12 protein-coding genes and 1 tRNA gene are annotated in these 12,285 nt (G+C 47.0%); 7 read left to right on the top strand and 6 right to left on the bottom strand.

Annotated elements, in window-relative coordinates; all coding sequences use genetic code 11:
- Positions 1 to 84 precede the first annotated feature (84 nt).
- Positions 85 to 1,158: an anthranilate phosphoribosyltransferase gene (locus JOE49_RS21775; RefSeq protein WP_209942786.1), complete on the bottom strand. Its 1,074-nt coding sequence runs from the start codon at positions 1,156 to 1,158 to the stop codon at positions 85 to 87.
- 19 nt (positions 1,159 to 1,177) lie between these two features.
- The gene (locus tag JOE49_RS21770) at positions 1,178 to 1,780 is read right to left on the bottom strand and encodes an ANTAR domain-containing response regulator (protein WP_209942784.1); all 603 of its coding nucleotides are present in this window, start codon (positions 1,778 to 1,780) and stop codon (positions 1,178 to 1,180) included.
- A gap of 446 nt (positions 1,781 to 2,226) precedes the next feature.
- Here JOE49_RS21770 and nirB point away from each other — a divergent pair, with 446 nt between their 5' ends.
- Positions 2,227 to 4,659 carry a nitrite reductase large subunit NirB gene (gene nirB / locus JOE49_RS21765; RefSeq protein ID WP_209942782.1) on the top strand — a complete coding sequence of 811 codons (2,433 nt, stop codon included), beginning with the start codon at positions 2,227 to 2,229 and terminating at the stop codon, positions 4,657 to 4,659.
- Between the two features lie 12 nt (positions 4,660 to 4,671).
- Positions 4,672 to 5,001 (top strand): nitrite reductase small subunit NirD, encoded by a 330-nt coding sequence (gene nirD / locus JOE49_RS21760; protein WP_076292956.1) that lies wholly within the window; start codon positions 4,672 to 4,674, stop codon positions 4,999 to 5,001.
- Between the two features lie 288 nt (positions 5,002 to 5,289).
- Here the strand turns inward: nirD and JOE49_RS21755 are convergent.
- Positions 5,290 to 5,361: transfer RNA gene (locus JOE49_RS21755), tRNA-Val, on the bottom strand.
- Between the two features lie 141 nt (positions 5,362 to 5,502).
- Between JOE49_RS21755 and JOE49_RS21750 the strand changes: the two genes are divergently transcribed.
- Together JOE49_RS21750 and JOE49_RS21745 are read left to right on the top strand one after the other, a co-directional pair.
- Positions 5,503 to 5,946: a GNAT family N-acetyltransferase gene (locus JOE49_RS21750; RefSeq protein ID WP_023989346.1), complete on the top strand. Its 444-nt coding sequence runs from the start codon at positions 5,503 to 5,505 to the stop codon at positions 5,944 to 5,946.
- A gap of 90 nt (positions 5,947 to 6,036) precedes the next feature.
- A complete protein-coding gene (locus tag JOE49_RS21745; protein ID WP_023989345.1) occupies positions 6,037 to 6,273 on the top strand; it encodes a DUF3892 domain-containing protein in 237 nt (78 codons plus the stop codon).
- Between the two features lie 122 nt (positions 6,274 to 6,395).
- Here JOE49_RS21745 and JOE49_RS21740 read toward each other — a convergent pair whose 3' ends face one another.
- The gene (locus tag JOE49_RS21740; RefSeq protein WP_160790646.1) at positions 6,396 to 7,154 is read right to left on the bottom strand and encodes an MBL fold metallo-hydrolase; all 759 of its coding nucleotides are present in this window, start codon (positions 7,152 to 7,154) and stop codon (positions 6,396 to 6,398) included.
- 201 nt (positions 7,155 to 7,355) lie between these two features.
- Here JOE49_RS21740 and JOE49_RS21735 point away from each other — a divergent pair, with 201 nt between their 5' ends.
- Positions 7,356 to 7,913, top strand: a complete 558-nt coding sequence (locus JOE49_RS21735; protein WP_023989343.1) for a hypothetical protein — start codon at positions 7,356 to 7,358, stop codon at positions 7,911 to 7,913.
- A gap of 79 nt (positions 7,914 to 7,992) precedes the next feature.
- Complete coding sequence (locus JOE49_RS21730) at positions 7,993 to 8,298, top strand: DUF1292 domain-containing protein (RefSeq protein ID WP_007431055.1); 306 nt, start codon at positions 7,993 to 7,995, stop codon at positions 8,296 to 8,298.
- A 106-nt stretch (positions 8,299 to 8,404) separates the two neighbouring features.
- Here JOE49_RS21730 and JOE49_RS21725 read toward each other — a convergent pair whose 3' ends face one another.
- Positions 8,405 to 9,880, bottom strand: a complete 1,476-nt coding sequence (locus JOE49_RS21725) for an aminotransferase class I/II-fold pyridoxal phosphate-dependent enzyme (protein WP_013310938.1) — start codon at positions 9,878 to 9,880, stop codon at positions 8,405 to 8,407.
- A gap of 187 nt (positions 9,881 to 10,067) precedes the next feature.
- On the opposite strand from JOE49_RS21725, the gene JOE49_RS21720 reads away from it, so the two are divergent.
- Complete coding sequence (locus tag JOE49_RS21720; protein WP_069080017.1) at positions 10,068 to 11,351, top strand: MFS transporter; 1,284 nt, start codon at positions 10,068 to 10,070, stop codon at positions 11,349 to 11,351.
- A gap of 25 nt (positions 11,352 to 11,376) precedes the next feature.
- Here the strand turns inward: JOE49_RS21720 and JOE49_RS21715 are convergent, their stop codons facing one another.
- Positions 11,377 to 12,009, bottom strand: a complete 633-nt coding sequence (locus tag JOE49_RS21715; RefSeq protein ID WP_209942780.1) for a YktB family protein — start codon at positions 12,007 to 12,009, stop codon at positions 11,377 to 11,379.
- Positions 12,010 to 12,285: the final 276 nt, after the last annotated feature.

Below are 12,285 nucleotides of genomic sequence, written 5' to 3'. Positions count from 1 at the left end.
CCCCCTTTGTATGAGTGAGGGAGCTGGCCTTTTTGGGTTGGACAGTTTAGGGCCCGCAATCCCTAGACTGCGTGACGCCAATAATTATAAATGCATTCGGGTTTCGGATCTGCTTGCTCCTGTTTTTATTTCTTTTCTGAGCATAGCTTCCCGCCAGTGACAATACAAACCCCAGGCGTCCCCGTTTTCTAGCAGCGGTTTGCAGGTATACAAACCTTCCTCTATGGAGTCGACTCGCCCTGCAACGAACAGTCGGACCGCACTGTTGAGTAACACTTGATTCGAAAAGGCTATAGAAGCTGTGCCTTGTAGCACTTCCTCCGTAATGCGTAGTTGTTCAGCGGGGGTCCAGTTATGCTCTGGTACCACCGAATCCAGCCCGTACATTTCCGGATCAATAACCTGTAGTGATACCTCGCCGTTAGCAAGCAGGTAAGTCCGGGTCGGCCGATCGATGAACAGATCCTCCGATCCTTCGCTCCCCTGGACGATCAGAGCCCTGCGGTAATTCAGATTTTGCATGAGTTTTGCCGTCTTCTCGAACACAGTATTGTGGAAAACGCCGAATACAATATACGGGGAAGAACCGTAATCAACCAGTTTCTCGGCAGTATTCAGCACTGTGCGAAGCCCCAGCTCTTCGCGAATGGGCCGCATATCTCGCAGGGGCGCGCACCACTGTTCGGAGGCAACGAACAGTACACCAGTCAGCTTCGCGGCATGAATGGCGGTTTCACGTGTCATGTTCCGGGACGTTACCCCCATTTCCTGCAGTAAAAGCGGGAGCGTAACACCCCATTTGGGAGGGAGAGGTGCACTGCCATGCATCGTTACAGGAATTCCGCATGAGGCGAGTAGAAAGGCCGTTGCGAAGGTGGCGATAAATGAAGACTTCCTGCCATCGTACGGACCGGCGAAATCAATCCCTTCCTGCATCGGAAAGCGATGGGTATATTTACGGCAGATGTTTACGAATGCTTCCAACTCGGCAACACTCTCCATTTTAATGCGCTCCGCGGCAAAGAAAGCTCCGATTTGAGCAGGGGTTGCTGACTGGGTCATAATAAGTTCGGCAGCAGCTTCGGCTTCGGCGTAATTCAGATCCCGGGCGCCCCTTTTGCCGCGACCAACTTCTTTTAATATTTCAATGATATTCATGTTCGGGCCCCTTTCAGATTTATGCTTTTAGCATTTGCTGTGCTTTGACGATGGAGATGGCCACATCAACGATACGTTTGCGTTCGTTCATTGCTTTTTTGCGTAGCACATCATATGCTTCCGCTTCCGGGATACCGTTTACATCCCCAAGTATTCCTTTCGCCATATCAATCCATTTGCGTTCTTCCAGCCGAGCGGTCAGTTGCTTGCGTTCACTTTGCCAGTGCTGGCGTTCAAAAAAGCGTTTGGCGCTAAAATGAAGAGCCCAATTCAGCTCATGGGCTGCCATAGAAGGGGTTAGAATGCCATCGACAGTGACATCAGCTTCACAGGCCTCTGTCGATGATAGCGCTGATTCTGCGCTGCACCACCAGAGCAATGGGACCGCTTTGGCTAGCTCCAGCCTGCCACTCCATATGCTGATAGTGCCGACAGGTATGTTTAGTACCGCCGCGTCTGCATTAAGAATTAGCTGTTTGATTTCAGATTCATTGCGGCAGGGCAGGGTTAGGTATCCGTTGGACTCTAAAAGGTGCTCAGGTCCTGCCTGCCATGAGGAAACGGCGTGTGTCTGCTCAGATACATAGTCAGAATGTAAGTGAATTACCAACAAGGAACGCAAGCGGGCTCCTCCTCTCTGTAACATGAAGGGTAGTTAGCGATGGGGATAGTAATCATTGATAACAAATATGACATAAGATTTTGTCTGCCTGCTTATTTTTTTCATCATCATCAAGCTAAAACGGACTTTTAAACCATTTTGGCGTGTTTTGGACTGAAAATCAATCCTAATTTTGTAGGGGAGTGATATTTTATACGTCATAGATATGTTACATGGTGATAAAATATAATTTTTTATAAGTTTATGCGTAAGGAATGTTGACATATCATTTGAAGCATTATATATTAGCTACAATACTTTTTAATTCCATACTCTGATGGATACAACGGCGTATTCGATGAAACGGCAATGGAGCCTGTTTTCTCATGTGGAGGGATATTTTGAATCCCCATATGTGAAGCAGGCTTTTTATGTTTTGAGGATACAAATGGAAGGGGAGTGACGTGATGAACGATATTCAAAAGTTAGTGTTGATCGGCAACGGAATGGCAGGGATACGCACTCTCGAACATTTGCTGAAGCTTGCACCAGGTAGCTATGAGATTACGGTATTCGGGGCCGAGCCCCATCCAAACTATAACCGGATCATGCTGTCCTCCGTTCTGGCGGGAGGAGCTGGTTTGCAGGATATTGTCATTAACGACTGGAGTTGGTATGAAGACAACAATATTCGATTGTATACCGATGATCCTGTCACAGCCATCGACACGGAAAAGCAGCAGGTGACGTCACGCTCCGGCGTATGCATCTCTTATGATTTGTTGTTGTTGGCAACAGGTTCTAAAGCCTTTATGCTGCCGCTTCCAGGGGCCGACAAGGAGGGTGTTATCGGTTTTAGGGATATTCGTGACTGTGAAACGATGATGGAGACGGCAAAGACGCACAAAAAAGCAGCTGTTATCGGCGGCGGATTGCTTGGGCTAGAGGCAGCTAGGGGGCTGCTTAACTTGGGGATGGACGTCACAGTTATTCATATTAACGGATATATTATGGATCGGCAGCTGGATGAGGCTGCTTCCCTTATGCTCCGGCGCGAGCTGGAGGAGCAGGGAATGACTTTTCTGGTCAATAAGCGAACGGCGGCTATTACGGGCCGTCGTCGCGTGGAAGGATTGAAATTTGCCGATGGCAGTGAGCTGGAAGCAGACTTGATCGTTATGGCGGTAGGCATCAGACCAGACATTGAACTGGCGGTGTCGGCGGGAATTCCTGTAAACCGTGGCATCATCGTAAATGATTACATGGAAACGAATGTCCCTGGCATATACGCCGTTGGCGAATGTGCAGAACACCAGGGAATCACTTACGGACTGGTAGCTCCATTATACGAGCAGGGTGGTGTGCTGGCTCAGCGGCTCGCGGGAATGGAGACTCCCGGCTACAGTGGTTCCGTCACTTCTACAAGGTTGAAGGTATCGGGTGTCGACGTGTTTTCAGCAGGGCATTACAAGGATGAACCGGGAACACGTTCCCTGCGGTATCAGGATGATATTGGCGGCGTCTACAAAAAAATCGTGATCAAGGACGAAAAACTGATCGGAGCCGTTCTGTTTGGGGATACGTCTGACGGAGCCATGCTGTTTTCTTTGATCAAAAGTGGCGAGTCGGTGGTTGGCCGAGAGAAAGAGTTATTACTTGGCTTCAATCCCGGTCAACCTGAAGCTAGTGGCGCCATGATGCTGGAGCAGATGCCTGATGACGAAATTGTATGCGGATGTAATGGTGTATCCAAGGGTGACATTGGAGAGGCGGTTGCGGCTGGCTGCCGGAGTGTCGGGGAGATTAAGGCATGTACGAAGGCATCGGCATCATGTGGCGGCTGCAAGCCATTAGTGGAGGGACTCTTACAGCTATACGCAGGTGCAGAAGCCGGAGAAACGCTGAAAGAGGGGATTTGTAGTTGTACGACGCTTGACCGGGAAGCGATCATTGATGGCATTCGAGAGATGGGATTGAAGAGCGTTAAAGAAGTGATGAATGTGCTGGGATGGAACGAACCGGAAGGTTGCACGAAATGTCGTCCGGCCCTCAATTATTATCTAGGTATGGTATGGCCGATGGATTATGAGGATGAGAAGGAATCCAGATTCACGAATGAACGGTACCATGCCAATATACAGAAAGATGGCACCTATTCTGTCGTGCCCCGCATTTATGGAGGAGTTACTTCACCTGCCGACCTGAAGAAAATTGCTGCTGTCGCAGAAAAATACAATGTGCCTCTGGTTAAATTTACGGGTGGCCAACGTCTTGACCTGCTTGGTGTGAAAAAGGAGGATTTGCCGGGGATCTGGGCCGAGTTGGATATGCCGTCTGGATATGCCTATGGAAAGACGCTGCGAACGGTTAAGACGTGCGTAGGTAACACCTTTTGCCGCTTTGGCACTCAGGATGCTATGGGTATGGGCATTCGGTTGGAAAAGGCATTTGAACGGCTGAATGCGCCATCCAAAGTCAAACTGGCTGTATCTGGTTGCCCGCGTAACTGCGCTGAAGCGACGATAAAGGATTTAGGCGTCGTTGCTATTGACGGTGGCTGGGGGATCTACGTTGGAGGTAACGGCGGTATTAAGGTTCGGGCAGCTGAACTGCTTTGTACCGTTAAAACCGAGGATGAAGTAATGGAATGGACCGGTGCCTATCTGCAGTATTATCGCGAGCAGGCCAATTGGAACGAACGCACAGCCCATTGGGTGGAACGGGTCGGAGTTGAATCCGTCAAACAGGCACTCGCGAATGCAGAGACGAGGAAACAACTGGTGACCAAAATTGAGGAGACGTTAAGCACGACGACTGATCCGTGGCACGAAATTATTCACAACGAAGAGCTGCGCAAAAATTTTGTGCAGTTGCCGGAACTTAAGCCAGTAATGGAATAGGGGGCTGACAAAATGGAGACCAATACGACAACCAACAGAGTCAGAATAGCTGATCTGAACGAAATTGACCGACGTGGAGCAAGGACAGTTCGCATTCATAATACAGAGATAGCTGTATTCCGTCTGAGCGATGGCAGCGTGCATGCGCTTGAGAATCGTTGTCCGCACAAAGGGGGGCGGTTATCCGAAGGAATGATATGTGGCTCATCGGTCCATTGTCCGCTCCATGACTGGAAAGTCGACCTTTCCACTGGTCGGGTGCAAGAGCCGGATACTGGATGTGTGACTGCTTACCCCACGGAGATTGATAGTGAGAGCGGGGCGGTTTATATCGTAATCTAAGAGTTCTATACGTATTGTGCTGATGGTTCTGCTTTTTTTCTTCTATATAATAGAAGGATCAAGGTGAAAGGCTTTGTTGAAGAAGTGGTGCTGTTAAAGTGCAATGATCTGAGTATACAGAAAAGTCGACCCTATTTTCCGGGCGGCTTTTTTATCTTATAAGTATGATTTTAATTAAAAAATATTTCTTGATTAAATCTTAGTGAATGACCTGTTTTCTTTTCTCAGGATAACTCGCTTTATCTCTAGACAAATAAAAAAAGCCTTGAGAATCAAGGCTTTTGACGATAGGACGGATGGGGATCGAACCCATGACCCTTACCCTGTCAAGATAATGCTCTCCCGCTGAGCTACCGTCCTGCGGTTACTAGATAATATCATGTATTAACCATATATGTAAAGTGAAAAAATAGAAGTCAGCCTGTACTTCATGATCATTTATATATATAATTCGAATTTAGCGAGTTTGCAATTTGGAATTAATGATAGGGGGAACAGATGATGGCCGCAGAAATTATAAGTGTAACAACAGAGGAACAGCTACAGGAGGCAATATCGATCCGTACCAAAGTGTTTGTCGAAGAGCAAAAGGTTCCTCTTGATTTAGAAATTGACCATTATGACAAGCTGGGAGATACGGCCCATCATTTGCTAATTTGTGAACATGGTGAAATGGTGGCCACTGGTCGATTGACATACTATGAGGAAGATACAGCTAAAATGCAACGTATTGCCGTTCTCAAGGAGCATCGTGCCGCAGGCTATGGACGTGTATTACTGCTAGCACTGGAGGAACGTGCACGTGAATTGGGGTTAAGATACTCGCTGCTAGATGCCCAATGCCAAGCCGAGAGGTTTTACGAAAAGCTCGGTTATGAGACGATCTCCGATGAACCTTTTGACGATGCGGGAATACCGCATGTACGTATGCGCAAAAAGTTGTAGTCGACAGCGTAAGGTGCATACAAATCTGTACAATGTGCATGCTAGTAAAAGTTCCTCCACTATAATACTATGGATAAGGAGCGATACAGTATGGCTGATACAGAACGAGAGCAAATTACAGCAGTACGTAAAGACGGGGATGGCGACCTTACGTCTTTTCAGACATCTACTGGTCGGGTTTTAGATTATAACCAAGCATTGAACGAGATTGAAGCAGGCTCAATTGCAGGCGTTAATGTTTTCAAGGCCAAGGATGGAAGCAAACGAATTCGGGGAGATGCCGATGGAGATCCATCTAATAACCTGGACCAACTGCCATTGTTCTGACCTTAACTCGCAACATTAGAATGCAAGTTCATCATTATATTCAAGAACAGCAAGCCGCTTGGCTATCCTTTGTAGGAAAGCCAGGCGGCTTTTTGTTAATTGTTCAAACTGTATTTAGCATGCTACTCTGCACGTTCCAACTCTGCAAGTTGATATACTCGTTGCTGCTCCAGAAAGGACATGACTCCTGCTTTCTCCCTGAACTGTTCCATATCATCACTATAGTGCATCAGATGAATCCGCTCTTGAAGAGATGGCGCCAAGCTTAGCAGCTCGTCCAACGTCGTATGGACTTCTCCAGCGCCTTGTAATTGAACCTCATGCAGAATACTCCGACATCCTCGTTCATGCACCAGATGATGAAGCAAATCAGGGTCAAAAACCATATCTGCACTATAAAAAAGGCGGTCATTAATGAATATTGAATAACTGTTTTTACCCGGAATATGCCTTGTAGGGATTAGCTCCACCTGGATACCCGATACTAATGTAGTGGGTACACCAGGCGTTATTACGTTTACCTCGAATACATCTTCAAGCTTGTCAATCATACCTTGCTGTGACATTCCGCCCTTGAGCGTATGTTCCCACAAAGGGTGGATTAGTGGTTCGGCGATATAAAGTAGAGGCTTGCGACGATGGAGAATGTTCATTTGAAAACCGAATTCCTCCAAACCTCCGACATGATCTGCGTGAATATGTGTGATTAAAATTGCGCCAATATCAGGCAAAGGGACGCCCATTTGGTGTAATGCTAAAGAAGCGGTTGTACCGCAATCGATCAGCAGTTTGCCTTCTCCGCTGTCCAGCAGCGCGTTGTTGTTGTAATAATGCTTGGCAAAGGCACTGCCTGTGCCAAGCATTTGTATCGTTAGGCTCATTATGGATTATCCCTCCGGACTTTGTGTACTAGGACATTCTACAGTCGTATTTTATCACCTATGCTGCTGGAACTAAAGATTTGGCTCCTTATGTAAAAACTTTGGACAATTTGTGAAACACAGCGCAACTTGTGCGGCTGAGCTAGGTATAAATGTACGACAGAAGGTTTTAAACAGATAACGATGGAGGGATTAGTAGTGATGAAATGGAGAAAAGTGATGGCCCTAGTGATGGCCTTTTCAATAATGGGAGGGACCGCCATTTCGGCGGAATCCGCCAAGGACCAAGTGCAGTTGATTATTAATGGAGAAGTGTCAAAAGATGGCGCAGTTGTCATTGATGGGAAAACCTATGTGCCCATCCGTGATTTTAACGGACTTGTAAATTTTGATCCATCCGGTGGAAAAGTTGTTTTCGACCAGCCTAACGTGCATATGTTCCTGTTCAAGGGAGATACGGTGTTTGGTAACGTGAATAAAGGCAATAAAGTGAAATTTAATGTATTCAGTCAAATTGATACCTTGAAAACAGATATCTCTGGAGTGAAGGTAGCGATCACCGACCCTTCGGGCAACGTGAAGGATATTCAGTCTCAAGATATCAAAGGAGCGCAAAAGGATAACTTCTGGTTCCGTACGAACGACTTTACGTATGATTTCAAAACAGCAGGGAATTACCGGGTTGGTTTCTACATTAAAGAGAGCAAAGATGGTAGCTATACCCTGGTGTCCGAAAAAGTCATTACAGCGATAAATTAGGCATACCACAAATTGACCTGCACCCTTGATCATGTTACGATACGGGGGAAAATAAAACAATTTGAAGGTAGGTATTTCCATGAGTGATCACAAACATGAACACGGTGAAGCCTGCAACCACGATCATGACCACGAACATGAAGAAATGGTTCTTACGCTAACTGATGAAAATGGTAAAGATGTAGAAATGGTGCTGGTAGAGACCTTTGACGTAGAAGATCACGTTTATGCTCTTCTGCTTGAGCGAGGCAATCCCGAAGCGGATGGCATTATTCTTCGTATGGAAGAAGAAAACGAAGAAATGGTGCTTTACAATATTGAGGACGAAGATGAGTGGAAACGTGTAGAAGCCGCATATAGCGAGCTTGTTGCTCAATACGAATAGAATTGGATGTAGCAGCTGTATAGCTCTTCAAGAAAAAAGCCCCCAAATGGGGGCTTTTTTTGTTGGCTATCAACATATTTTGTAAGCATGTGTTGACAGTTCAATATTATGAAATAGCGTCAGTCTCGACGATAACCTTCACCTGATGTACTGTTCGGTCCTCAGGTCCTTTAACAGGCAGGCCTACTTCTACATGATCAACAATATAATCAATATTGTCCTGCGAAATAACTTCTCCTGGCAGTAAAATCGGAATACCAGGTGGATACACATAAATGAATTCTGCAATAATGCGGCCAGCAGATTCCTTGAAAGGCACGATTTCCGTATCTCCATAAAAAGCGTCTCTTGGAATAAGGGAGAGCTGAGGGATATCCGGTATCTTTACAACCAGCTCATGCTCCTGACCTGTGGAATAGTGCAGAGAAGCCAGCTCACGCAGAGCTTTCAACAAAATTTCAATTTCCTCTTTGGTATCACCAGGGGTCACCAAACAGAGAATATTGTACATATCGCTAAGCTCAACCTCGATATTGTAGTGATCTCTCAGCCAATTTTCGACATCGTATCCGGTAAGACCTAAATGACGGATATGAACCGTAATTTTGGTTGGATCATAATCGTAGGTAGCTTCCGTGCCGAGAATTTCACTACCAAAGCAATATAGTCCTTCAATCTTGTTAACCTCTGAGCGGCAATATTCAGCCAAATCAAGGGCTCGTTGTGCTATTTCATGACCGTTAAGTGCTAGGTTGCGTCGGGATGTGTCCAAGGAAGCCAACAGGAGATACGAAGTGGATGTCGTTGTCAGCATACTGAAAATCGTTTGTACACGTTGTGGGTTAACGTATCCGTTTTTCGTATTTACATTCAAGATCGAGCTTTGTGTCAAGGAACCGCCCAGCTTGTGGACACTTGTAGCTGACATGTCTGCTCCCGCCTCCATGGCGGACATCGGTAGATCAGGATGAAAATGAATTAGTACCCCGTGAGCCTCATCGACCAGGACCGGCACATTATAGCTGTGAGCGAGATCTACAATTTCTTTTAAGTCGGCGCACACACCGTAATATGTCGGGTTGATAACAAGGACGCCCTTGGCGTCAGGGTGGCGTTCCAATGCCCGGCGTACGGACTTGGTTGTAACCCCGTGGTGAATACCGAGATTTTCATCACTGACTGGAGAAATGAATACTGGTTTTGCACCAGCAAAGATAATGGCAGACATTATAGATTTGTGTACGTTTCTGGGTACAATAATTTTATCACCTGGCAAGCAAATGGACATAATCATGGTGATGATGGCTCCGCTTGTCCCCTGTACACTGTAGTAAGTATAATCTGCTCCGAAGGCATCTGCTGCAAGCTTTTGGGCTTCTTCGATGACACCTGTTGGTTGATGCAGATCGTCCAATGGAGCGATGTTGATCATATCTATGGAAAAGGCATTATCCCCCATAAATTCGCGAAATTCCGGATCTGCTCCGACTCCCTTTTTATGACCTGGGATGTGAAATTGAACCGGGTTGCTCTGAGCGTGCTTCTTCAAAGCAGTAAAAAGCGGGGTGTTGCTTTGATTCATTAGTGTTGTCACAACCTTTCGTGCAGGATTTCGACAATCCTGTGCAAGTGATAATAGAACAAAATTGAGTATAGCAGTTTGAAGTAGGAATGCAAGCGATTGAGGGCGCATTTATTTGCGAAAGAGTGGAGTAGGCGGAGAACCCGGTCTTTATAGCCAAAAAACGAAGGTGGAGGATGTGGATTAGATGTGGCAAAAAGGACGAAAAGAAGCTCCGCAGCGGCTGTGGACTCCTTTTTTTAGCAAATTGTGGGTTTTGGTATTTCTAGTCGAATTTATGAAAGGATCTCTTCTGGTATCCATCCTTCCGGTATATATGGGAGAAACGCTTGGTTTGTCAGCCGGGATTATTGGTTTAGCCTTTTCACTTCAATATTTTGGAGACAATGCGTTCCGGGCACCGGCGGGCTGGATGGCTGAACGGCTTGGTTACCGTGGAACGATGTCGACCGCACTGTTGTTTACGCTTGTAGCTATTATTATGCTGAGCGTACTGTCAGAGCCCGTGTGGCTCGTCGTCGCGTGTCTGCTGCTCGGTCTGGGTACTTCTCCGCTCTGGCCTTGTGTTATGACCGGAACGACCGAAATGTCCGGGCCTAATAACAGCAATGGCGCGGCGATGGGCACACTGGAAATTGCGTCTATGGGCGGAACGGGATTGGGTCCGCTCATTATGAACTTCGCCATATCCCACTATGGGCATTCTTACGGCATGGTGTTCATGATTTTGATAGGATGCAGTGTTGTATTGTTGTTGGTTGCTCTCATGCTGCCAGGACCGAAAAGGTCTGCTAACAAAGGTGACCTCGAACAGAGCGCTCTAGTGTCGTCTGATGGGCACATAAAGCAGAAGCGGGGAGTTCTGAAAGGAATCCAGGAGACGATTGGCGTGCTCAAAACAAAGCTTAACGTCAATCCGTTAATTTACCCGGCGCTGTTTTTGCAGTCTTTTGTTATCGGTTTAATCAGCCCGGTACTGACGCTATACGCTCGGACGGACCTCGGGATTTCACCAAACCTGTACAGCGTCCTCCTGATTGCAGGCGGTGGGGTGACTGTGCTGGCACTGATCCCTTGCGGCAAGTTGGTCGACCGACTTGGAACGGAGTATTTTCTACATGTTGGTTTTTTGCTAGCCGGAATTACACTGTTTCTCTTTTCAATCGTTCGATCTATTCCGCTGGTGTTTGTATCCGTAGCGCTTATTGGTTTGGGATATGCGCTCATTTTGCCTGCATGGAACACATTTCTTGCCCGACTGATTCCGGAAAGCGAGCGAGCAACGGTATGGGGCTTTTTTTTAACACTTCAAGGCTCCGGCATGGTTATAGGCCCGCTCGTTTCAGGAGTGCTATGGGACCGTGCCGGACACACAGCACCATTTATCATCAGTGGGGTCGTGATGCTGCTCATGTTTGGCTGCCACCTGGCTCTGGCGCGTAATCCACGCAGGAAGAGTGTGGAGGCCTGAACAGCACCTTGAAAAGCGGCGAGGGCTACTCTTTCGAGAAAGACATTCGGTACAGCGGCAGCAAATGCTCAAAGGTAGAACGCACTGCCCGTAATAATGCAGCCCCGTCGCTGGCGAGTGGATCTTCTCGGTCAATACGGATTCCACACATGACCTCCGCTTTTTTTACCTGTTGCAGCTTGTGGATGATCGTTTGAAAATCTTCATTAGCCATATGTTGTTGTTCTGTGCCTTCTGGAGCCATATGATCCATGGACCAGTAAAAATGATCCGGTAGGTTAGAACGTACATCACTCAGGTTGGCTTCGAGCGCCTGGGCAAATGTAGCTTTGCTCGGGCTTTCATAAATAATTGCGAAGATGACGAAAAGATGGGAAGCGAACATGCCTACCTCAAAATGCGGCAGCGCCTTGTATCCGCGCTTGTTTGCCGCCCAGGCAACCCAAGTATCTTTGGGGGGATTGACTTTGCGTCGTGCATGCTTGGCAACGTGAACGTGCATAGGCTCCCCACATAAGTCTGTCAGGAACGGGGCCAATTCCTCGCCAATTGCCTCCAGCTTGGGCCGAACCTGCTGAATCAGCACTTCCATACGAGGCTCCAACCCCGGTATTTCAAAAACATCGAAGTCCTTTGCAGTAAATCCACTAAATGTCATTCCTTTTCCTCCTGTAACTGGGTTAAGCCATGTCGTGTGGCGTAATATGTCCGATTATAGCATAATGCCGCCGGGCTTGGCCGACTTTAGACCAGGTTTGAAACAAGCATATAAGGCAAAAGTAGGATTGTGCGCTGTTACTCATAAAAATAGGTCAAATAACCAAGTACCCTTACATAAAATGAAGTATAAAATAGAGCAAGGGAAGATCAAGCGGGAAAGCCGCAGGCTTGCTGTAGCCGGACTTCTTGAATCGGACTTGAAAAAGGAGGGAAT

The sequence above is a fragment of the Paenibacillus sp. PvR133 genome (assembly GCF_017833155.1).
GTDB lineage: Bacteria > Bacillota > Bacilli > Paenibacillales > Paenibacillaceae > Paenibacillus > Paenibacillus polymyxa_B.
Note: the sequence above shows the minus strand (reverse complement) of the source record. Positions and strands in the feature narration are given on the sequence as shown.